The 21,872-nt window shown below is 72.2% G+C and carries 21 protein-coding genes; 8 read left to right on the top strand and 13 right to left on the bottom strand.

All coding sequences use genetic code 11. From position 1 onward, the window contains the following. Positions 1–8 precede the first annotated feature (8 nt). Both V6D49_RS15785 and V6D49_RS15780 read left to right on the top strand, forming a co-directional pair. On the top strand, positions 9–587 hold the full coding sequence (locus V6D49_RS15785; RefSeq protein WP_340560397.1) for a helix-turn-helix domain-containing protein: 579 nt from the start codon (positions 9–11) through the stop codon (positions 585–587). Positions 588–670: 83 nt separating this feature from the next. Beyond that, a complete protein-coding gene (locus V6D49_RS15780) occupies positions 671–1,027 on the top strand; it encodes a hypothetical protein (protein WP_340560396.1) in 357 nt (118 codons plus the stop codon). 1,683 nt (positions 1,028–2,710) lie between these two features. Here the strand turns inward: V6D49_RS15780 and V6D49_RS15775 are convergent. Together V6D49_RS15775 and V6D49_RS15770 are read right to left on the bottom strand one after the other, a co-directional pair. Next, complete coding sequence (locus V6D49_RS15775) at positions 2,711–3,205, bottom strand: GNAT family N-acetyltransferase (RefSeq protein WP_340560394.1); 495 nt, start codon at positions 3,203–3,205, stop codon at positions 2,711–2,713. A 22-nt stretch (positions 3,206–3,227) separates the two neighbouring features. After that, entirely contained in the window at positions 3,228–4,007 is a 780-nt protein-coding gene (locus tag V6D49_RS15770) for a GntR family transcriptional regulator (protein WP_340560392.1), read from the bottom strand. Positions 4,008–4,176: 169 nt separating this feature from the next. On the opposite strand from V6D49_RS15770, the gene V6D49_RS15765 reads away from it, so the two are divergent. The 5 genes from V6D49_RS15765 (at position 4,177) to V6D49_RS15745 (ending at position 9,344) form a co-directional block, all read left to right on the top strand. Further along, the gene (locus V6D49_RS15765; protein ID WP_340560390.1) at positions 4,177–5,073 is read left to right on the top strand and encodes a sigma factor-like helix-turn-helix DNA-binding protein; all 897 of its coding nucleotides are present in this window, start codon (positions 4,177–4,179) and stop codon (positions 5,071–5,073) included. Next, positions 5,070–5,711 carry an HNH endonuclease gene (locus V6D49_RS15760; protein ID WP_340560388.1) on the top strand — a complete coding sequence of 214 codons (642 nt, stop codon included), beginning with the start codon at positions 5,070–5,072 and terminating at the stop codon, positions 5,709–5,711. Before V6D49_RS15765 ends, V6D49_RS15760 begins: the two co-directional genes overlap by 4 nt. A 167-nt stretch (positions 5,712–5,878) precedes the next feature. After that, the gene (locus tag V6D49_RS15755) at positions 5,879–7,324 is read left to right on the top strand and encodes an ATP-binding protein (RefSeq protein WP_340560386.1); all 1,446 of its coding nucleotides are present in this window, start codon (positions 5,879–5,881) and stop codon (positions 7,322–7,324) included. A gap of 250 nt (positions 7,325–7,574) precedes the next feature. Next, entirely contained in the window at positions 7,575–7,814 is a 240-nt protein-coding gene (locus tag V6D49_RS15750; RefSeq protein WP_340560384.1) for a helix-turn-helix transcriptional regulator, read from the top strand. Between the two features lie 294 nt (positions 7,815–8,108). Further along, positions 8,109–9,344 carry a tyrosine-type recombinase/integrase gene (locus tag V6D49_RS15745; RefSeq protein ID WP_340560382.1) on the top strand — a complete coding sequence of 412 codons (1,236 nt, stop codon included), beginning with the start codon at positions 8,109–8,111 and terminating at the stop codon, positions 9,342–9,344. A 78-nt stretch (positions 9,345–9,422) separates the two neighbouring features. On the opposite strand, the gene V6D49_RS15740 is transcribed toward V6D49_RS15745, so the two are convergent. Beyond that, entirely contained in the window at positions 9,423–10,184 is a 762-nt protein-coding gene (locus V6D49_RS15740) for a phosphoglyceromutase (protein WP_340560381.1), read from the bottom strand. Positions 10,185–10,194: 10 nt separating this feature from the next. Next, on the bottom strand, positions 10,195–10,983 hold the full coding sequence (locus V6D49_RS15735) for a DUF72 domain-containing protein (protein ID WP_340560380.1): 789 nt from the start codon (positions 10,981–10,983) through the stop codon (positions 10,195–10,197). Between the two features lie 196 nt (positions 10,984–11,179). On the opposite strand from V6D49_RS15735, the gene V6D49_RS15730 reads away from it, so the two are divergent. Beyond that, positions 11,180–12,604 carry an MFS transporter gene (locus V6D49_RS15730; RefSeq protein WP_340560378.1) on the top strand — a complete coding sequence of 475 codons (1,425 nt, stop codon included), beginning with the start codon at positions 11,180–11,182 and terminating at the stop codon, positions 12,602–12,604. Here V6D49_RS15730 and V6D49_RS15725 read toward each other — a convergent pair. The 9 genes from V6D49_RS15725 to V6D49_RS15685 all read right to left on the bottom strand — a co-directional run bounded on the left by V6D49_RS15725 (position 12,560) and on the right by V6D49_RS15685 (position 21,769). Then, positions 12,560–14,539: a helix-turn-helix domain-containing protein gene (locus V6D49_RS15725; protein ID WP_340560377.1), complete on the bottom strand. Its 1,980-nt coding sequence runs from the start codon at positions 14,537–14,539 to the stop codon at positions 12,560–12,562. The two genes, V6D49_RS15730 and V6D49_RS15725, sit on opposite strands and share 45 nt — an antisense overlap. Positions 14,540–14,544: 5 nt before the next feature. Continuing rightward, positions 14,545–15,315 (bottom strand): 3-hydroxybutyrate dehydrogenase, encoded by a 771-nt coding sequence (locus tag V6D49_RS15720; protein WP_340560375.1) that lies wholly within the window; start codon positions 15,313–15,315, stop codon positions 14,545–14,547. A 126-nt stretch (positions 15,316–15,441) separates the two neighbouring features. Further along, entirely contained in the window at positions 15,442–16,068 is a 627-nt protein-coding gene (locus V6D49_RS15715) for a universal stress protein (RefSeq protein WP_340560374.1), read from the bottom strand. A 12-nt stretch (positions 16,069–16,080) separates the two neighbouring features. Continuing rightward, positions 16,081–17,013 carry an alpha/beta fold hydrolase gene (locus V6D49_RS15710; protein ID WP_340560372.1) on the bottom strand — a complete coding sequence of 311 codons (933 nt, stop codon included), beginning with the start codon at positions 17,011–17,013 and terminating at the stop codon, positions 16,081–16,083. Next, entirely contained in the window at positions 17,010–18,071 is a 1,062-nt protein-coding gene (locus tag V6D49_RS15705; protein ID WP_340560371.1) for a branched-chain amino acid ABC transporter permease, read from the bottom strand. Before V6D49_RS15705 ends, V6D49_RS15710 begins: the two co-directional genes overlap by 4 nt. Beyond that, positions 18,068–18,997 (bottom strand): branched-chain amino acid ABC transporter permease, encoded by a 930-nt coding sequence (locus V6D49_RS15700; RefSeq protein ID WP_340560369.1) that lies wholly within the window; start codon positions 18,995–18,997, stop codon positions 18,068–18,070. Before V6D49_RS15700 ends, V6D49_RS15705 begins: the two co-directional genes overlap by 4 nt. After that, positions 18,997–19,767 carry an ABC transporter ATP-binding protein gene (locus tag V6D49_RS15695; protein ID WP_445330532.1) on the bottom strand — a complete coding sequence of 257 codons (771 nt, stop codon included), beginning with the start codon at positions 19,765–19,767 and terminating at the stop codon, positions 18,997–18,999. Before V6D49_RS15695 ends, V6D49_RS15700 begins: the two co-directional genes overlap by 1 nt. Further along, entirely contained in the window at positions 19,764–20,507 is a 744-nt protein-coding gene (locus tag V6D49_RS15690) for an ABC transporter ATP-binding protein (RefSeq protein WP_340560367.1), read from the bottom strand. The genes V6D49_RS15695 and V6D49_RS15690 overlap by 4 nt, the downstream gene beginning before the upstream one ends. After that, positions 20,504–21,769, bottom strand: coding sequence for a substrate-binding domain-containing protein (locus V6D49_RS15685; RefSeq protein ID WP_340560365.1), 1,266 nt, complete (start codon positions 21,767–21,769; stop codon positions 20,504–20,506). Before V6D49_RS15685 ends, V6D49_RS15690 begins: the two co-directional genes overlap by 4 nt. Positions 21,770–21,872: the final 103 nt, after the last annotated feature.

Here is a 21,872-nt window from a genome sequence, read left to right as displayed (position 1 = left end):
TGCCGCCCATGGACGAGCAACCCAGCGTCAGTGCCGCGATCGAGCAGATCGCTCCCCGGCTACGCAGCGCCCGCGCGAAGAAGGGCGTCAGCCTGGCCGACCTCGCACGCACCACCGGGATCTCGACCAGCACCCTGTCCCGACTGGAGTCAGCGCAGCGCAAACCGAGCCTCGAACTCCTCCTGCCGATCACCGCCGCACTGGGCATCCCCCTCGACGAGATCGTCGCGGCACCCCGGATCCTCGACCCGCGCGTGCCCCAACAGCCCACCCGGAAGGACGGCCGCGTGCTGATCCCGCTCTCCCGCCAGCAGGGCGAACCCCGCGCGTACAAGATGACCATCCCGGCGCACGACAGCGAGCCGCACCTGCGGACTCACGACGGCTACGAATGGCTGTACGTGCTCCGAGGACGACTCCGCGTGAAGCTGAGCGACCAGGACTTCGTCATGGGAGCCGGGGAAGCCGCCGAGTTCGACTGCCGGATCCCCCACTGGTTCGGAGCCGCCGCACGCGGGAGCGTCGAGGTCCTCAGCCTCTTCGGCAAGCAGGGCGAACGCATCCACCTCCGCACCCGGCGGGGCTGACGGGGCACCGGCTCCGTCCTGCCGCGCCGGACTTCGTGGCACGGGGCTCGGGACCCCGGAGGGCAGGCGAATATGATGTGCTCGTGTCGAAGCCCGATGAATTGCTCGTCGACGTCGCCGCCCTGGTGGAGTCCGGGCAGAGCAACCAGATGTCCCTGACCGTGGTCACCGGTGGTGCTGTCATCACCGGTCGACTCGCTTCCGAAGCCGTGTGGAGGCAGAGGGTGTCGGAGGTGCTGACGGATTCAGCCCGCCTCAGCGAGTTCTCCGCCGCCTTCGGGGCCCCCACGCCGAGCGGACCGCCCACTCACCTGCACTTCCATGTCGCCCGCATCCTCCAGGGCACGGTGGGGATCCCGGAGACGGGCGGAATGTACCGTGTCGCGATCAAGGACATCAGCGCCTGGACCGTGGGCGACTTCAGCTACACCGACCACTGAGCCCACCCGGCGACAGCAACCCGCCACCGTTGCGGCCCGGCACGGCCCCCGGCCGGGCCGCAACGACCCCGAGACGACGACCGGCCCCCTCCCCGCGGGAAACCCGCAGGCAGGGGGCCGGCTCAGTGCCGCTTACTTCTTCTTGCCCTGGGTTTCGACCGCCCGCAGTTTGGGCCTGGTCAATGGGGGCTGCACCGCAACTGACCAGTGGTGCGGCGGCGGTTAGTGGTCGTTGCCTGTCGTTGCTTGTTGACCTCGGAGGTTCCAGCGAGGTTCCAGGACTCGGCCTGGATCGGGCCCGTGGCGGGGTGGAGTCTCACCCCTCCGGCGCCGCTAACACTAGCGGCAGGCGTCGCTAACGTTAGCGACCCCGCTAGCGGCCAGAACGGCAGATGACCAGCGCGTTAGCGGTTAGCGAGCCTTCTGAGTAGACCCCGAAACCAGGTCGCTCAGCACATCCCAGAGGCACGCCCCCCGTATTGCCGGGGAGGGGCAAGAAGGAACGGCCTACGGCCGCACGACCCTTGGCAGCTCGCTGCGCTCGCGCGGTGACCGCCGCACCGGGGTGAGCGTCCTTCCCCGTGGGGAAGGCCGTTCCGTGGTGACGTTAAGTACAGAGAGGCGTTCAGGGAGGCAGGGAGAAGTCCCTAACCGCCTCCCTCACTCCACTTCCCCGCTCTGAGCAGCGGGGACCACCGTTCAGGGAGGCAGGGAGGCCGCCCCCGAACAGCTCCCGAACCCCTTCAGGGGCTGGCTTCCGCACTCCCCTACCTCCCTCCCTGTCACACAAGGTGACGAAGCGGGCGAGTCGTCATCCTGCTGCTCTGTGTCGGCTCATCACGGCCTCTTAAGGCGGGGCAGCCAACCGTAGGGCCGCGATGCCCCCGCCTTAAGAGGCCGTTCTCCTCCTGTCCTAGAGAGTTGAGGGAAGCAGCGTCCGCAGCGTCCGCCGGGCATAGCTCAACCCCTCTGACCTGCGCCGTTCGCGTGGACGCTAGACGATTTGTTTAGCGTCCACCAGCGTCCGCAGCGTCCAGCCATGCTCTCCGACCAAAGCCCTGTTGCCGCAGGTCAAAGCCACTCCCGTGCGGATGGGTTGCGGACGCTGTGGACGCTGGTTCAAGCAAGAGGAGCACGGGCTCCCTGGCGCCGTCGTCGGTCCGCGCCGCCTGGTGCTCTTCTTGCTTGTGCGGTCGCGATGCGGCGCCGGTGCTACACCGCAGGTGCACGGCGCGCTTGGCCGCGTGGCCGTACCCGACCCGTACCCGCCTGTACCCGCACCGGGTACACCGAGTGGGAGGCCGTACCCGTAGGCGCACCGGGCCGGTTTCGCCGAAGCGCTGCGGCTTCGACCCGACCCGAAACCGGTTTCGGGCTCGATATCGGCCGATGCGACGCTTGACCTGCGGTGATATCGGGTTTCGACCACCAACCTCACCCCCGGAAACGGCCCTGCGTAGGCTCTTCCGACACTCCTCCGAGTCGGGACAGCGGAAAGAGACCACCACCCCGGGCGGCGGCGGTGGTCTCTTCAGGGCTGCTGTCGACCAGCGGAGCGGGAGGGCGCCCAAGGCGCACGGCGGCCGTCGCGCGCGAGCACAGCGAGCTGCCAAGGGTCGTGCGGCCGTGGCCGCTCCCTCTATGACTCTCCGAGCCCGGAAGGGGGGCTGGTGGGCTCTGCGCCTAGGATTCCGATGCCCGAGGCGCCACGAAGGTGAGCGCTGGGTGTGGGTCTCCCGCTTCCAACTGGTGCGCTCGCTGCCCAGTCTCAGACCACCCGAGGCGCTTGTAGAGACGGATGGCAGCCTCGTCTTTGGCTAGAACCTCCAGTTCGAGGGCAAGCCTTCTGGCTTGCGCAAACCCCTCCGCAGCCTGCACCAGGCGTTCACCCGCTCGGCGCCGCCGCGCCTCGGGGAGTACGAAGAGCCGCTCAAGCATTCCGGCCCGGCCGTCGCCCGAGCCACTGACGGCCACGTGCCCGACGATCCGCCCGGACAGCTCCGCCACCCAGGCAGCCATCAGCCCAGGCGGTGTCAGCCATTGCTCCGGCTCCGCTACGCCTTCCACGGGGTAGCCATCCGCTTCGTGCACCGCGACCAGGGCAGCCGCTGCCTGCGCCAGGTCGCCACTGTTCCGAGGACGAATGCACAGTGCTTCACCCGACGTGGCGTCGTTCATGGATGTGCCTCCGGTTCTCCGGTCACTGGACGGGAAGGTCGTACTTGAGCCCGGTCACGTCTGCCCTGTGAACATAGCGGGAGACCTCGAACGCTTCCCCCGCTTGGTCGAAGCTGGTATGCAGCACCTCCAGAACAGGCACTCCGGGGGACAGGTGCAACACGGCGGCCTCGACCGGGCTGGGCATCCGGGCAGTGATCTCGTCCCTGATGGTTGTCATGAAGTGCCCGAGATCTTCCAAGCGGCCGTAGATGCCGTTCGGGCCGGTCTTTGGCTGCATCAGGAGCGTCCCCTCCGCCTCGCTCCACTTGAGATACGTGGAGACGATCTGAACCGGCTCCTCGTCGGCGTAGTAGTGGTTCTCTCGGTGGACGACGCTGGCCGAGTCTCCAGGGACGCCGAGTCGCTCGGCCACGTCCTCGGGCGGCGCCTCATTTGCGATCGACACCACGTCGATCCGTGCTGTCTTGCCCTGCTTCTTGGCCTCTAGGCGGAACGGCGTCAGCCCACTCTCCCTGTTCTTAAGGGAGTAGCGATCGCTGCCAAACCGGAAGAGCCGTTGCGGTTCACGGACGAAGACGCCGCGCCCGTGCTCCGCCCTGACCAGCCCTTGCTCTGACAGTAGGCGGACTGCTTCGCGGGCGGTGTTCCGTGCTGTGCCGTACTGCTCGGCCAAAGTCCGTTCAGACGGCAACTTGGCGCCGGCGCGGAGCTCCCCGGACTCGATCGCGGCGCGCAGGGCCTGCGCGATACGCCTACTGGCGGGGGCGGGATGGGTCTGGCGGCTCTCGGGTGAAGTCATGACCCCAGCATACAACTGGCTCAAGCCAGTAGCTTGACGTCCCCGCAGTCGCCGTGCTCAACTGGCTCAAGCCAGTAACTGGCTCAAGCCAGCAGGGAGCGGCGTCTCCGACCAAGAAGCCCGCCGCTCCCCCACCCATCGAAGGGGCACTTCCATGATGCCTGGAACCGTGGCAGAACGTAGGGGCGAGCGGACCGCGTCTCGGGGCAATGGCCCCGGTGGGCGGAAGCTGGAGCGGGGCGAGACCATCGCTCTCACTCCCAAGCAGTCGGAGCGGCTTGCTGATCTGTACGAGGAGTTCGGCGGCCGCCGCCTGGAGACGTACGCGGTCCGCAAGCTGCTGAACCGTGGTGTCCAGCGGAGTCGCGCTACCGACCTGGCTGAGGACATCGTGCAGGACGTGTGGGTGGCCGTCGGCAGGGAGACCACCAAGCCGCTGATGGCGTCCGACGCGCTGAGCGAGGACGAGCGTCGGATGTTCCTGTTCGGCCGGGTCAAGGACGAGATCCAGCAGTACTTCCGGCGCCAGTCCTCCGGGGAAGCACCGGTCGACTGGACGGACCCCCAGATCTGCAACTGGCTGTGCCCGGCGCTGCCCGATGGTTGTGCGCGCACGACGCTGCCCGCCTACCTCGACGCCATGGTGTCCAAGCTGCCGGAGCGCGAGCGGACGGCCTTGCTGCTGCGGCTGGAGGGCATGAACATGCGGCTCGTAGCCGAACACGTCGGAGTCAGCTACCCGACCGCCAACCGGCTCGTGGAAACCGCCGTGCTGCTGATCCAGATCGACAACCCCCAGTTGTCGGCCGACCCCGTGCCGCTGGAGTCGCTTCCCAAGTGGGAGCGCGACGAGCTGGCCCACATGAGCGCGGCGCAGCGTGCCGCCCTGCTGCGCATGGACGAGACCTCCCGCCGGGCCCTGCTCCTGCACGTGGGTCAGGGACTGAACATCACCGAGGTGGCCCGGCGACTGGGAGTCCCGCGCTACCAGGTGCTTCCGGTGCTGGGTGCCTGCGCGACCGCACTGCGCACCCTGACCGCCGACGACATGGAGCAGGCAGCATGAGGCACGGTCACCCCCTCAACTCCGCGCGGCGGCGCGTGCGCAAGGAACAGCTCGCGCGCCGCCACGGGCAGCGCTGCGCGTACTGCCGTCGCTCGTTCACCGACCTGAGTGAGGCCACCTTGGACCACGTCGCGCCTCTGGCGCTGTGGCGGTCGTGGTCGGTCACCTCGCTCATGCTGGCCTGCGTCGACTGCAACCACCGCAAGGCCGACCGACTCCCGCTGTCCATCGCGCTGTTGCTGTGCGCGTCGGCCAGTCGCCCGCCGGTCACCGAGGTGGTCACCCGGATGTCCAGCGGCACGACCACCCCCGCCGCCGTGGAGCCCACGCCGCCCCGACTCACCGGCGCCACGACCAAGGCGTTGACCAGCGTGACGACCCGGGTCACACCCGGCGTCACGCCCCGACTCACGCTCGGCGTCTGGCGTCTGCTGGCCCAGCTCGCTCACGCCAACCAGCCGGTGTTCACGGCCGTTCAGTCGGCCAACTCGGGCGACGGGCAGTCGCCCTCTCACCTGCATGAATCGAACCGCCACGGTGGCCGCACACGGCTGCCGTCGGCCCGACTGGTCTGCCTGCGAACGCCCCGCTATAGGCGGTCGTGTGCAGGACCGACCGGAGAGGCGGTATCCGCGTGAACACCATGAACGCTCCCGTGAACGGATCGACCCGACCCGTGAACAGGACCGCCGACGGCGTGAACGCACGTCGGACGGCTGCCCCGGGCGGGGGCGGTGAGGACGGCAAGCCGCCGCCAGCCGCCGCGCGGATCGTGGCCATGGCGCGCGAGGAGTACCGGTTCGTCATGTCCACCGACGGCCGCCCGTACGCGGTCGCCTTGGACGGGGCGAACGTCGCCGTGCCTCTGCGGGGCAAGGCGGGGCTGAGGCAGCGTCTGGCACGGCGGTTCGCGGACGCCTACCCCGGTGAGGTGGCCTCACAGTCCGCGCTCGCGGACGCCATGACGGTGCTGGAAGGCATCGCGGAGGACAACGACCCGGTGCCGGTGAACCTGCGCGTCGGACGGGCCCCGGACGGCGCCATCGTGGTCGACCTCGGCAGTGCCGACGGCCGCGCGGTCGTGGTGTCCGGTCTCGGCTGGCAGGTCGTCGACCGCTCCCCGGTGCTCTTCCGCCGCTCGGGCGCCATGGCCCCTATGCCCGTTCCCGTGCTAGACGGTGACGGTCTGGCCAAGCTGCACGCGCTGCTGAACATGAACGAATCCACGTTCCGTCAGCTTGTGGCGTGGCTGGTGGCGGCATGGATTCCCGACATCCCGCACCCGGCCATTGTGTGCAAGGGCGAGCAGGGAACGGGTAAATCCAAGGCCGCGCAGATGTTCATCAACCTCGTCGACCCGTCCCCGGCCGCCAAGCGCAGTCAGCCGCGGGACGAGAAGGCGTGGTCCCGGCAGGCGTTCAGCTCATGGGCGCTGTGCCTGGACAACGTGAGCACGATCCCGCCGTGGCTGTCGGACACCTTGTGCAAGGCGGTGACCGGGGACGGCGTGGTCGACCGCGCCCTGTACACCGATGACGACGTGGTGGTTCTCACCTTCAAACGGGTGCTGGCCATGACCACCATCGACGCCGGGGCGCTCGCCGGGGACCTAGCCGAACGCGTGCTGCTGATGGACTTGCAGCTCATCGACGCCAACCGGCGTCGCTCGGAGGAGGAGTTGGACGCCACCTTCGAGGCGGTCCGCCCGGCCGTGCTCGGGGCACTTTTCGATGTGCTGGCCTGTGCGCTCGGGGTGCTGCCGTCGGTGCGGCTGGAGTCCATGCCGCGCATGGCCGACTTCGCCCGCGTGCTCGCGGCCGTCGACCAGACTCAGGGCTGGCGCACCCTGGACGACTACCTAGCCACCTCGGCGAACGTCGCCACCGATGCGCTGGAAGGTGACCCGTTCGCCATGGCCATCGCCGCTCTGGTGGACCAGGCGGGCACCTGGCAGGGCACGGCCGCCCAGTTGCTCGAAACGCTGCCTGTACCCGGCGCGGTCCGGCCGCCGACCTGGCCCAAGGACGCTACCCGCACCGGTGGACGCGTGAAGCGACTCGCCCCGCTGCTGCGGTCCATCGGCATCACGGTGGACGACACGAAACGTAGCCGGGACCGGCACCGGCACAAGCTGCTGATCCTCTCCCGTGCACCCGACGAGGAATCGTCCGCGTCTGCACCCGACCAAGGCTCTCTCTGGCCGGAGACAGCACCCACGGGGCAGGGCACGACGCCACCCGACCAGTCCTGACGTAGCCGGAATGCCTTCCGGGCCGGGCCGCAATCTAGCGGCCCGGACACGTCCAGCCTGCGGACGCTACAGCCGTCCAGTGTCCGCAGCGTCCGTTCCAGCGTCCGCACCCCTCACTACCTCTGACCTGCCCCAATGCGGCCGTGCGGACGCTGGAACGCTGCGGACGCTGGGATACACCAACTCTCTGGGACGGCGACCGACACCACTTCCACGCACCGCCCGACGGACACGAGGAGTCACCACCGCCATGGCCACCGACCACCCGACCGATTCGCGCGCCACCCTGCGCGGATGCCTCCCGGATCGCTACCTGACCCCAGAAGACCTGGTCACCATGTTCAGCCTCCCGAGCATCGAAACCGTCTACCAGTGGCGCCGCAAGCGCATCGGTCCTCCCGGCTTCCGCGTCGGCCGGTACCTGCGCTTCGACCCGGCGGCCGTCCGCACCTGGGTGACCGAACAGGCCGCCCTCGAAGACGCCGCCTGACCCCTCCCCCGACGGGGAGGCATCGCCGGAACACCACGGAAAGCGGCCCCTGAAAAGCCCCTCAGGAAGCCAGCAGGCACCCCCTTGTAGCCGCCTCCCTGAACGTCCGACCCCACCCCAGCGGCCCGCTAGACCTAGCACCTTTCCCCGCTAGGTCTAGCAGGGCCACTAGCACTCCCAACACACCCTGACCAGGCGGCTAGCACCTAGCGCCGTCCCCGCGCACACCAGAGAAACCGGCCGGACGAGCCCTACCGGACCCCCGCCCGACCGCTAGAGAAGGGAACAGCCCTCATGGCTGGCCACATCTTCGACCGCTGGATCAAGACAACCACCGACGCCGACGGCAAGACTGTCCGCGTCAAGACCAACCGCTACGGCACGGGGATGCGCTACCAGGCCCGCTACCTCACGCCCGACGGCAAGCGGAAGAACAAGTCCTTCCCCGACGGACAGAAGCGCCTCGCAGAGCAGTGGCTGAGCGCCATGCAAGCGGACGTGGCGCGCGGCGACTTCATCGACCCGAACGCGTCCCGTACGACATTCCAGGAGTTCGCGGAGAAGTGGCTCGCGAGCCAGAGCGGCGACCCCAACACCCGCGCCTCGATGGAGTCTCAGCTCAAGCTGCACGCGTTCCCGCGCATCGGGTCGCGTCAGCTCGGATCGTTCCAACCGAGCCACATTCGCGAGTTCGTGACCCAACTCGAAGAGACCGGCATGTCCGGCTCGTACGCCCGCGTCATCTTCTCGAACGTCCGCGCCGTGCTCTCTGCCGCTGTGGAGGACGGATGCCTACGCCGGAACCCCTGCAACTCGCACACGGTGACCCCACCGGCCATCGGTGCGCGCCGTGTCGTCCCCTGGGAGCCTGGGCGCGTCTTCGCCATGCGCGCCGCCATGGTAGAGCGCTTCCGCCCCATGGTCGACGTCGGTGCAGGGTGCGGCCTGCGGCAAGGGGAGATCCTCGGGCTGTCCGTCGATGACATCGACTTCGACAGCGGCACCGTGCACGTGGTGCAGCAACTCAAGCTGAGCCTGAGCAAGGCCGTGTTCGCGCCCCCGAAGGGCGGCAAGCTCCGTGACGTGCCGCTGCCCGACCCCGTGGCAGAGGCGCTCCAGGAGCACATTAAGCGGTTCCCGCCTACGGAGATCAAGCTCCCGTGGATGCGAGCGAACGGCCAGCCTGTGACGCGACGGCTCATCTTCACGGGCCCCAACGGTGGACACGTATGGCGTACGTCGCTGAACGAAGACCACTGGAAGCCCGCTCTCGCCAAGGCGGGCGTCATCCCGAAGGCCAAGAGCCGCGAGCACGCCGCTGCCCGCGAGCACGGCATGCACGCGCTCCGGCACTTCTACGCGTCCGTGCTATTGGACGCCGGAGAGAGCATCAAGGCGCTCGCTGAGTACCTCGGTCACTCGGACCCAGGGCTGACGCTGAAGGTGTATGCGCACCTCATGCCGAGCAGTCGGGAGCGGGCCCGGAAGGCTCTCGGGCGAGCACTTCGGCCGCAGGACCCCACGGGCTGAGGTTCCAGAGAGGTTCCAGAGCATGATCATGCCTCCCACCCGCGCCGTATGCGCAGGTGGGAGGCATGAACACGAAACCTACTTCTTCTTGCCCTGGTTCTTGACGGCTTCGATGGCGGCCTTGGCGGCCTCCGGGTCGAGGTAGGTGCCGCCGGGGTTCACGGGGCGGAAGGAGGCGTCCAGCTCGTAGGAGAGCGGGATGCCGGTGGGGATGTTGAGGCCCGCGATGTCGGCGTCGGAGATGCCGTCGAGGTGCTTGACGAGGGCGCGCAGGCTGTTGCCGTGGGCGGCGACGAGCACGACGCGGCCGGTGATCAGGTCCGGGACGATGCTGTCGTACCAGTACGGCATCATCCGGTGGACGACGTCCTTGAGGCACTCGGTGCGGGGGCGCAGCTCCGGCGGGATCATGCCGTAGCGCGGGTCGTCGCTCTGCGACCACTCGGCGCCGTCCTCCAGGACGGGCGGCGGGGTGTCGTAGGAGCGGCGCCACAGCATGAACTGCTCCTCGCCGAACTCGGCGAGGGTCTGGGCCTTGTCCTTGCCCTGGAGGGCGCCGTAGTGCCGCTCGTTGAGCCGCCAGGAGCGGTGGACGGGGATCCAGTGGCGTTCGCAGGCGTCCAGGGCCAGGTTGGCGGTGCGGATCGCGCGCTTCTGCACGGAGGTGTGGACGACGTCGGGGAGCAGGCCGGCGTCCTGCAGCAGCTCGCCGCCGCGAATCGCCTCCGTCTCTCCCTTGTCCGTGAGGTTGACGTCCACCCAGCCGGTGAACAGGTTCTTCGCGTTCCACTCGCTCTCGCCGTGGCGGAGGAGGATCAGCTTGTATGTCGCGTCGGCCATGGATGTCAGCCTAATGCGTGACCCCGTCGCCACCGGACGGCGTTCCGCCTGCCGGACGGGGGCCGGGTGGGTCGGTGAAGCGGGTGAAGCGGGTGAAGAGCGTGGCGTCGAGGACGGCGGCGCCGCCGGGGTCGTTGTTGAAGTAGACGTGGACGTCGGCGTCCGGGGGCCAGGTGTCGGCGATCCGGGCGGCCCAGGTGCGCAGGGCCTGCGGGCCGTACCGGGGCCAGGGGCGGGCGCGGCCGGCGTGGAGGCGGAGGTAGCCCCAGTCGGTGGTGCGCCACAGCGGGGTCGCCGGGTGGGAGGCACGGTCGGCCCAGCACAGGGCGGCGCGGTGGGCGGTGAGGACGTCGCGGATCTCAGGGGTCCACCAGGTGGGGTGCCGGGGTTCGACGGCGACGCGGACGGTCGGGGGGAACGCCGCGAGGCAGGTGTCGAGCAGGGCGGCGTCGGCGCGCAGGGTGGGCGGGAGCTGGAGGAGGACGGGCCCTAGCTTGGGGCCCAGCCCGGCGGCGTGCGCGAGGAGGCGGCGGACGGGTTCCTCGGGCTCCCTGAGGCGTTTGAGGTGGGTCAGGTAGCGGCTGGCCTTGACGGCCATGACGAAGCCGTCGGGCGTCCGCTCGCGCCAGTCGGCGAAGGTTTCGGCAGAGGGCAGGCGGTAGAAGGCGGCGTTGCTCTCGACCGTCGGAAAGTGCCGGGCGTACTCCTCCAGCCAGAGCCGGCCGGGCAGCTCCGGCGGGTAGAGGACGCCCTTCCAGTCCCGGTACTGCCATCCGGACGTTCCGACGATGACACCCATGCCCCCAGCATGCGCCTCACGACGACCGAGTGGGCGGCCGTGCGGGCGGCGGGATGGGGCGGTCGTGGATGCGGGGCGCGGCAACTGTGGGGTCCGGGCACATACGCGGCCGTGCGCGGGCTTCCTACGGTGTGGCGAGTTCGTGACGTCCGTGACACGTCCCCCCGTCCCCGCACATCGCCTGGAAGTGGTGCACATGGCCTCCCCCGCAGCGGCTCCAGCGGCCCCCGCGAGCCTCAAACGCATCGTCGCCGCCAGCCTCATCGGGACCACCATCGAGTGGTACGACTTCTTCCTGTACGGCGCGGCCGCCGCGCTGGTGTTCAACCAGCTGTTCTTCCCCGACTCCGATCCGCTGGTCGGCACCCTGCTGGCCTTCCTGACCTACGCCATCGGGTTCGTCGCGCGGCCGATCGGCGCGCTGGTGTTCGGCCACTACGGTGACCGGCTCGGGCGCAAGAAGCTGCTCGTGCTGAGCCTGCTGCTGATGGGCGGCGCGACGTTCGCGATCGGCCTGTTGCCGACGCACGCCACGGTCGGGTCGGCCGCGCCGCTGCTGCTGACGTCGCTGCGCCTGGTGCAGGGGTTCGCGCTGGGCGGCGAGTGGGGCGGTGCGGTGCTGCTCGTCTCGGAGCACGGGGACGCCCGGCGGCGCGGCTTCTGGGCGTCGTGGCCGCAGACGGGCGCGCCCGCCGGGCAGCTCCTCGCGACCGGTGTGCTGGCCGCGCTGACGGCGCTGCTGAGTGAGGACGCGTTCCTGGCGTGGGGCTGGCGGGTGCCGTTCCTGCTGTCGGGGCTGCTGGTCCTCGTCGGGCTGTGGATCAGGATCTCGGTGGACGAGTCGCCGGTGTTCAAGGAGGCCCTGCGGCAGGCGGAGGAGCGCCGGGAGCGGTCGGCCGAGCCGGAGCAGCCGCCGCTGCTGGCCGTGCTGCGGCACCACTGGCGGGACGTGCTGGTGGCGATGGGCGCCCGTATGGCGGAGAACATCAGTTACTACGTCGTCACGGCGTTCATCCTCGTCTACGTCACCGACCAGCTGGACCTGTCCCGGCAGCTCGCGCTGAACGCCGTGCTCATCGCCTCGGCGGTGCACTTCGCGACGATCCCGCTGTGGGGCGCGCTCTCCGACCGGCTGGGACGACGGCCGGTGTACCTGATCGGCGCGGCGGGCGTGGGGCTGTGGATGTTCCCGTTCTTCGCGCTGATCGACACCCGGAGTTTCGGTGCGGTGCTCCTGGCCGTGACGGTGGGGCTGGTGCTGCACGGGGCGATGTACGCGCCGCAGGCGGCGTTCTTCGCCGAGCTGTTCGCCACCCGCATGCGGTACTCGGGGGCGTCGATCGGCGCCCAGTTCTCCTCGGTCGCGGCGGGGGCGCCCGCGCCGATGATCGCCACCGCGCTGCTGGCCGACTTCGACAGCTCCGTGCCGGTCTCCCTCTACGTCATGGCCGCCGCGGCGCTGACGGTGGTGGCCATCCTGTGCGCCCGGGAGACGCGGATGCGGGACCTGTCCGACGGCGACCCCGACGACGATGGGACGCCGGATCCGGCGGAGCCCACCGCGCCGGAGGGGACGTCAGCCGTCGAAGGCGCCCGAGAGGCGGTGCAGCCGAAGGGCTAGCTGCACCTCCAGGGCGCGGGCCGGGGACTGCCAGTCGTCGCCCAGCAGGTGGGCCACCCGGTCCAGCCGCTGGGCGACGGTGTTGACGTGGACGTGCAGGGCGTCCTTGGCCCGCACCGGGCTCATGCCGCTGTCGAAGTAGGCGGCGAGGGTGGCCACGAGTTCGGTTCCCCGGCGGTCGTCGTAGTCGAGGACGGGGCCCAGGGTGCGCCGGACGAAGCCGGTGACGTCGCGGGAGTCGGCCAGGAGCATGCCGAGGAAGCCGAAGTCCTCGGCGGCGGCCCCCTCGCCGTCCCGGCCCAGCAGCCGCATCGCGTCGACGCAGCGGCGGGCCTCGGCGTAGCGGGCCGCCACTTCGGCGGTCCCGGCGACGGGCGCGGCGGCGCCCACGGTGACGGGGGCGTGCACGGCGGCGCCGAGCTGTGCGGCGGTGCGACGGGCCAGGTCGCCGGGGGTGACGCCAGCGGGCAGCGGCAGCAGCAGGACGGTGCCGCCGTCGCGGGCGGCGGCCAGCCCGTGGGCGGTGGACGCCAGGTGGGAGGAGGCCGACCAGAGCCGCTGCCGGCCGTTGCCCTGGCCCCGACGGCCCCGGTGCTCGTGGCTCTCGGGGCGGGCGGCGAGGACGACGTGGGGGGATTCCAGGTCGGCGCCGAGCAGGGCGGCGCGCTGCCGCAGCAGGGCTGGACTCCGTTCGGGGGTGTCGAGCAGGTCGTCCAGCAGTTCGCCGCGCACGCGCTGCTCGGCCTCGGCGGCGGAGCGGCGGGCGAGGAGGAGGAGTGAGGTGACCATGGCGGCCCGCTCCAGGGTGCGCCGGTCGACGGGGTCCAGTGCGGGCCGGCCGTGCAGGACGAGGGCGCCCAGCAGTTCGCCGCCCGCCGCGACGGCCGCCGCCCACTCGCCCCCGCCACCGTCCCGGTCGTCCCCGGTGGCTGCGCCTCCCCGGGCGTCCTCGGTGGCCCCGGCGCGGACGGCGTGGCCCTCGCGGGCCGAGCGCTCGACGGCCTCCGTGGCGTCCTCCGGCTCCTGGAACTCCACCGGGCCGTCCAGGACGTGGGAGAGTGCGGCGGCCACGTCGGCCACCCCTCCCCCGCGCAGCACCAGCTCCGTCAGCCGGTCGTGCACCTCGCCGGCCCGCTCGATGGACTCGTTGGTGGCCTCCAGCGCCGCGAGCGCGGCGCGGGTCTCGGCGATGAGCCGCGTGGTGTCGATGGCGACGGCGGCGTGCGCGGCGAAGGAGGACAGCAGCGCGATCTGCTCCCGTTCGAAGACGCGGGCCCGCCGGTCGGCGGCGTAGATGACGCCGATGACGTCGCCGCCGAGCGTCAGCGGGACGCCGAGGATGGCGACGAGGCCCTCCTCGCGGACGCCGCCGTCGATGGCGCCGGTGTGCTGGAAGCGGCTGTCGCGGAAGTAGTCGTCGGTGACGTAGGGGCGGGCGGTCTGGGCGACGAGTCCGCCCAGGCCCTCGCCCATGCCGAGCCGCAGCTGCTGGAAGCGTGCGGAGACGGAGCCCTCGGTGACGCGCATGTAGGTGTCGCCGCGCTCGGGGTCGGTGAGGGTCAGGTAGGCGACCTCGGTGCCCAGCAGCGAGCGGGCGCGCTGCACGATGGCGCGCAGGACGGCGTCGAGGTCGCGCAGGCCGGCCAGGTCGTGGGCGGTCTCGATGAGCGCGGTCAGTTCGGCCTCGCGGCGCCGTCGGCCCTCCAGCTCGGCGCGCAGCCGCAGGGCGAGCAGCCGGTCGGGGGTGGTCGGCCCGTCGAACGCCTCGGCGGGGGCGCCGCCGACGAGGAGCCGGAGGTAGTCGGACGCGGTCGCGCCGCCGGACGCGTCGTGTGGCGCGGGCCCGTCGTGTGGCGCGGGCCCGTCGTGCGGCGGCGCGGACGGCTCGTGCGGCGGCGCGGGGGTGGCGCGGGTCGGGGCGGGCTCGTCGTGCATGGGCGTCAGTGTGCCGTCCAGCCGCCGTCCAGCGGGAGGGAGCTGCCGGTGATCACCGCGGCCTGCGGTGCGCACAGGTAGGCCACCGCCTCGGCGACCTCCTCGGGCTCCACCAGCCGCTTGACCGCCGAGTCGGTCAGCATGACGTCGGTGACGACGCGCTCCTCGGGGATGCCGTGCAGCCGCGCCTGGTCGGCGATCTGCCGCTCCACGAGGGGCGTGCGGACGTAGGCGGGGCTGACGCAGTTGGACGTCACGCCGTGCGCCGCGCCCTCCAGCGCCGTCACCTTGGACAGGCCCTCCAGCCCGTGCTTCGCCGACACGTAGGCGGCCTTGTAGGCGGAGGCGCGCAGCCCGTGCACGGAGGAGATGTTGACGATGCGTCCCCACTCCTGCCCGTACATGTGCGGCAGGGCGCCCCGGATCAGGCGGAAGGGCGCCTCCAGCATGACGGTCAGCACCAGCCGGAAGGAGTCCGGCGGGAACTCCTCCAGCGGGCTGACGACCTGCAGCCCGGCGTTGTTGACCAGGACGTCCACCCCGGCGGCGGCCTGCTCGGCGGCGGCCAGGTCGGTGAGGTCCAGCCGGACGGTCTCGACGGCGTCGGGTGCGGCCTGTTCGAGGGCGGCCAGCCCTTCGGCGTCGCGGTCCACGGCGCGGACCTTGGCTCCGGCGGCGGCCAGCCGCAGGGCGCAGGCGCGCCCGATCCCACTGGCGGCGCCGGTGACGAGCGCGGTGCGCCCGCCGAGGTCGAGGGTGACGGAGTGTGGCGTCATGTCCGGCAGGTTAGGTACGCGGCGGGCCGCTCCCGATGTGGCCGCCGTCCACACTTGCACCCGGTGATGTGGTGCAGCCCCACCCACCGGGTCGGGGTGACCTCCCAGGGACGCGTGCCCCGGGGGTCACCGGCCGGACGAGCGGGGGTGGCCGCCGGCCACGAGCACCGGCACCGTGGTCTGCCGTACCAGTGTGTGGGCGACGTCGCCGAGCAGTCGGCGGGAGAGCCCGCGCCCGTGGCTGCCGACGACGACGAGGTCGAGGCCCTGTTCCCGGGCGTAGCTGACGAGTGCCTGCGCCGGGGGGCCGGACAGGACGTCGTACTCCGTCACGCGCCCGCCGCTGCGCTCGGCGAGGGCGCTGAGGCGGCTCCGTGCGGCGGCGATGCTCGGGTCGTGCTCGTCCTCGGCGGCGTCGTATCCGACGACCTCGGCGGCGACGAGCGACTCCACGTACGGTCCGAACAGCTCGACGGCGAGGTCCAGGGCGGCGTGGGAGGCCTCCGAGCCGTCCACACCGACCAGCACCCGCAGTCCGCCCGGCCCGTGCGCGCCGGAGTCGGTGTGGGAGAGCAGGTCCGGTTGCCGCTGGACGCGCTCGCTCGCGGCGAGGGCCAGGAAGGGGCCGAAGACGACACCCATGACGGGCCACCACCAGTGACGGTGACCCCGGCGCGCCATCCACCAGGCGGTGAGCAGCCCGACGGAGATCCAGACCCCCACCACGATCAGGACGTACACGAGACCACTCATAGAGCGATCATTCTATGGCTTTTGCGGCTGATGTCCTTTCGACGCGCAGGCCGTGCGGGCCCGGTGGACGGCGGCGGCCACGGCCGTCGTCCCGGTGGGCGTGAGCAGGACGGAGTAGTGGTTGACGCCGGGCACCCGCTGGACGTCGACGCGCTGCGGGTCGAGGGCCGCGGCGGCCACCCGCCCGGCGTCGTACAGGCCCTGTGGCTCGTCCTGGAGTCCGCGTTCGGCCCACAGCAGGGTGGCGCGCACCCGGGGCCGGTGCAGGGCGGCGAGGACCTCCGGGTCGTGCAGGACGTCCGCGCCGTCGGCCCGCACGGCGTCCAGGACGCAGCTGCTGCGCAGGTCGGGCGGGGTGCCGACGAGATCCCGGTCGACGTAGGCCCGGACGCGGTCACTCCAGTGCGCCGCCAGTGCGGGTTGGGAGCGGAAGAAGGCGCGGTAGGCGTCCCGGTCGGGGAAGGTCATGCGCAGGCGCCGCATGGCGGGGCCGATGACGGCGTCGAGGAGCGCGTCGATGTCGGTGCCCTCGGGCGGGGGGAAGCCGAGGCCGCCGTCGACGAGGACGGCGTGCGGGAACCGCTCCGGGTGCCCGGCGGCGGCCAGCGCGGCGACGAACGCGCCCATGGAGTGGCCGAGGAGGACGACGCGGTCGTGGCCGAGGTGGCGCAGCAGCGCGAGGACGTCGGCCACGTGGGCGGCGAGGCCGTGGGGCCCCGGCAGGTGGGCGGAGCCGGCCCGGCCGCGCAGGTCGGGCGCGTACACCGGCACGTCGGGGCCGAGCGCCTCGGCGACGTCGGCGAAGGCGAGGCCGTTGACGGTGATGCCGTGGAGCGCCAGCACGGGCACGCCCGTCCCCGGCCAGTGGGTGACGGCGAGCCGGCCGCCCCGGACGGGCACGGCCAGCTCCCCGCGCGGACGCCCGGCCGTGCGCCCGGCGCTCACGCCGTCCTCCCGCGCCGCCGTGCGCGCAGGGACACCAGGCCGCCGGGGGCGGCGTAGACGGCGAGGACGAACAGCGTGCCGAGGATGAGCAGCGGCTCGGCGACGTCGGCGAAGGCGGCGAGCCGCTGGTCGAGGAAGGTGAACAGCGCACCACCGACGACGGGCCCCCAGCGGGTGCCACTGCCGCCGAGCACCACCATGACGAGAAGGGTCAGGGTGAACGTCGGCGTGCTGGAGTGCGGGGTCGCCCCGGCGGTGACGAGGAGGTGCACGGCGCCGCCCAGCACGGCGAGCGCGGAGGCGAGCACGAAGGCGCCCAGCTTGTACCGGAAGGGGTCGCGGCCGAGGACGGCGACGCGCTGCTCGTTGTCCCGGATCGCCTGCCACACCCGGCCCACCGGGCGGGCCGTGACCCACCACACGACGGCGGCGACCAGGGTGAGGTAGCCGAGCGCCAGCCAGTAGACATGGACGGTGTTGGCGACGCCCACGAACGCCTCCGGCACCCCGGCGGCGTGCAGGGGCAGCCCCTCCTCTCCGCCGGTGAGCCCGCCGGGGTTGCGGCCGACGAGGAGGGACCCGGCCTGGGCGAACGCGAGCGTCACCATGGCGAACCCGATGCCGCCGAGAGCGAGCGTGCGCAGGGAGATCGCGCCGAGGACGACGGCGGCGAGCGTGCCCAGCAGCAGGGTGAGGAGCGCCGCCGGAACGAGCGTGAGGCCCCACTCGGTCATGGCGAGCTGGGTGCCGTAGGCACCGCCCGCGATGTAGAGGGCGTGGCCGAAGGAGAGCAGCCCGGTGCGGCCGAACATGAGGTCGTAGCCCAGGGCGAGACCGGCGAACACCAGGCACAGTGCGAGGAGTTGCAGCGACCCGGGCGCGTTGAGCGGGCCGTCGAAGAGGACCGGTACCTCCAGCGCCGAGTAGGGCAGGAGGGCCAGCAGGAGGAACGCGGCGGCGGGGACGGCGGCGGGGCGCAGGGCCCGCCGCCGCGCCGGGCCGGGCGGCCCGGTCTCCCCGGGGGCCGGCGCGGTGGTCGGGGCGGACGTGACCGTCATGCGCGGCCTCCTTCGGTGCGGGTGGCGGGCGGCACGGGCAGCAGCCGCCGCAGCCGCTCGGCGGCCGACGGCGAGCCCGGCACCGGGCGGGCCAGGACGACGGCGGCCAGCAGCGCGACGACGGCCAGGTCGCCGTAGCCGCCCGCGTAGTAGTTGGCGTACTGCTGGGTGAGGCCGACGGCGAGCGCCGCGACGGCGACGCCGGTGAGGGAGCCGAGCCCGCCGATGACGACGACGACGAACGCGAAGACCAGCAGCCCCGTGCCCTGGTGCGGGGAGAGCGAGCCGAAGTACAGCCCGCCGAGGACGCCCGCCAGCCCGGCGAGCGCGCCGCCGAGGGCGAAGACGACGGTGAACGCACGGGTCACGTCGACGCCGAGCGCGGTCACCATGGCGCGGTCCTCCACCCCGGCCCGCACGACGAGCCCGTAGCGGGTGCGGTCCAGGAACAGCCGGACGCCCACCAGGACGGTCAGGGCGACGCCGATGAGCGCGAACCGGTTGACGGGGACCTGCGCGCCCAGCACGCCGACGGTGCCGGCCAGCGCGTCCGGCACCGGGAAGGTGCGGGCGTCCGCACCGGCGACCGTCTGCACGGCGGCGGGCACGGCCAGGGAGAGGCCGACGGTCACGAGGATCTGCTCCTTGGGACGCCCGTACAGCCGCCGGATGAGCACGAACTCGACGGCGACGGCGAGCGCGACCCCCGTCGCCGTGCCGACGAGCGCCGCGAGCAGCAGCCCGCCCATGCCGGGCACGGCGTCGGCCGTCGCCCAGGCGGTGTAGGCGGCGACGGTGAGGAAGGCGCCGTGCGCGAAGTTGAGCACGTCCATCAGGCCGAAGATGAGGGCGAGTCCGGAGGCGATGAGGAAGTACAGGGCGCCGAGGCCGAAGCCGGTGAGGGTGAGCAGGACGAAGGTGTCCATCAGGCGGCTCCTCCGCTGGGGGTCGTGGCGTGGCCCGGGCGGGCGCCGACGCCGAGGAGGGCCGTCGTCAGCTCCCGGTCGGCCAGCAGCTCGGCGGCCGGGCCGGTGTGGACGGTGCGGCCGGCGTCGAGCACGACGGCGTCCCGGGCGAGGCGGCGCACGAGGGCCAGGTTCTGCTCGACGAGCAGCAACGGCACGCGCCGCGCCGCCCGCTGAAGCACCTCCGCGACCTCGGTGACGACGCGCGGGGCGAGGCCCTTGGTCGGTTCGTCGACGATGACGAGCCGGTTGTCGTTGAGCAGGGTGCGGGCGATGGCCACCATCTGCTGCTGTCCGCCGGAGAGCGAACCGGCCCGCTGGGCGCGGCGGGCGCGCAGCTCGGGGAACAGGTCGTGCACGAGGTCGTAGTGGTGCGCGGAGCCGGGGCGTTCGGCGAGCTTCAGGTTCTCCGCGACCGTCAGCTGCGCGAACACCCCCCGGTCCTCAGGGGCGTAGCCGACCCCGCGCCGGACGGTGACGTGCGTCGGCTCGCCGGTGATGTCCTCGCCCGCGAGGGTGACGGTACCGGCGGTGACGCGCCCGCCGTCCGGCAGCAGCCCGAGGACGGCCCGCACCGTGGTCGTCTTGCCGACGCCGTTGCGGCCGAGCAGGGCGGTCACCCCGGCGGCCGGGACGGTGAAGCCGACGCCCTGGAGGATGCGGGAACCGGCGATCTCCGCGTGCAGTCCGGCGATCTCCAGCAGCGGCGGCGGGGGGACGGCGGCGTTCACAGGGCCTCCCCGACGTAGGCGTCCTGGACGGTGGCGTCGGCCATGACGGCGGCGGGGGTGCCGGCGGCCAGCAGCCGTCCGTGGTGCATGACGGCGACGCGGTCGGCCAGCCCCAGCACGATGTCCATGTGGTGCTCGACCATGAGCACGGTCCGTCCTTCCCCTTGGTGCAGCTCCCGCAGCACGGCGGTGAGTTCGGCCGTCTCCTCGGCGGCGACGCCCGCCATCGGCTCGTCCAGGAGCAGCAGCCGCGGCCCGTCCCCGGCCAGGGTGGGGGCGAGCAGCATGGCCAGTTCCAGCTTCCGCTTGTCGCCGTGGCTCAGCCCGGCCGCGAGGTCCCCGGCGCGGTGTTCCAGCCGGACGCGGGCCAGGAGCCGCGTCACCTCCCCCGGGGTGACGCGGCGGGCGCCGGCCGCGCGGGCGGCCAGCTCCGCGTGCTCGGCGACCGTCATGGTGGCGAAGACCGAGGAGGACTGGAAGGTGCGGGCGATGCCGCTGCGGGCCCGCCGGTGCGGGGGCAGCCGCGTCACGTCCCGGCCGTCCAGCAGGACGGCCCCGGCCGTCGCCCGGTGCACCCCGGAGACGAGGTTGAACAGCGACGTCTTGCCCGCGCCGTTGGGCCCGATGACGGCGAGGAACTCACCCTCGGGCACGGCGAGGTGGACGTCGTCGACGATGCGCACGGCGCCGATCCGCCAGCTCAGCCCGGCCAGTTCCAGCACGGGCGCGGCAGCCGTCACGGGGCCACCTTCTCCGGCTCCAGCGTGCGGGTGACGGAGGGCAGGTCACCGTCGAACGCGGCCTGGAACATGGGCTGGACGAGCGCGTGGTCCTCGGCGCGGACGCGGGTCGGCCCCTTCACCCCGGAGAACGTGAAACCCTCCAGGGCCTTCACCATGGCCTCGACGTCACCGTCCCGGCCGCCCGCTTCGACCGCCCGCACGACCAGCTGCGCGGCGGTGAAGCCGTCCGGGCTGAACAGGTCCTCCTCCCAGCCCTTCTCCTCGAAGTAGGCACGCATGGCGTCGGCTTCGGGGGTGTTCGTCGCGCCGGGCACGTAGTGGGCGAGGAGGGTGATCCGGTCGCGGGCCGCGCCGAAGGCCGGGTAGCCGGCCCGGATGTCCAGCCCGGTGACGACGGTGGCCTCCTCCAGGACGCCCTGCTGCTCGAGGGTGGACCACATCGACTGCGCGGTGTCCCCGGCCCACGCCACGAACACCATGTCCGGCCCGGCTGCGAGGACCTTGCGGGCGGTGGGCGTCAGGTCGGTGGCACCCGGCGGGGCGAGCACGGGGGTGACGGTCGTCCCGTCACCGCCCAGGACCTCCTCGACGGCGGCCGCGTTGGCCTGCCCGAAGGCGTTGTCCTGGGCGAGCACGACGACGTCCTTGCCGCCCTCGGCGCCCTCCTCGGCGGCCAGGATCTCCCGGGCCGTGACGACGTCCTGGTAGGTCTGGCGGCCCGAGCGGAAGGTGTAGTCGTTGATGCCGGTCAGGGCGTCGGTGGCGGCGGGGCCCGAGACGTAGAGCGTGCGGTTCTGCGCGGCGACGGGTGCGATCTGCGTGGCCACCCCGGAGACGACGGTCCCGGCGATGATGGGCACGCCCTGGCCGATGCGCTTCTTGACCAGCGAGACGCCCTTGGCCGGATCGCCCGCGTCGTCGTCCTCCAGGACGGTGATCCGGACGCCGTCCACCTCGCCGGTGCCGCCCGTCGCGTGGTCCAGCCCGGCCTCGAAGCCCTGGAGGTACTGCTCGCCGTAGCTGGCCAGCGGACCGCTCACGGAGGTCACCAGCGCGACCTTCACCTCGTCGGCGTCGCCCGCGCCCGCGCTCGCGCCGGGGCTCGCACAGGAGGCCGTCAGCGCGGCCGACGCGGCGAGCGCCACGGCGGCGAGCAGGGGACGCCGCCCGCCGCGCGGCGCACGGCGGACGGGGACGGCGGTCGATCCGGCAGCGGGTGGGCGGCGGCGTGCGGTCAAGGCGGCGAAGGGTCTGGGCATGACGGCGGGCTCCTCGTGGTGCGTGGCCTGCGCGGCGCGGGCCGCGACGGTGTGCTGACACGGCAGCCTCCGCCCCCCGGCACCGGCCAGCAATGTGCCCCGC

Source organism: Streptomyces sp. GSL17-111 (genome assembly GCF_037911585.1).
Lineage (GTDB): Bacteria > Actinomycetota > Actinomycetes > Streptomycetales > Streptomycetaceae > Streptomyces.
This window is presented reverse-complemented; position numbering and strand designations above follow the sequence as displayed.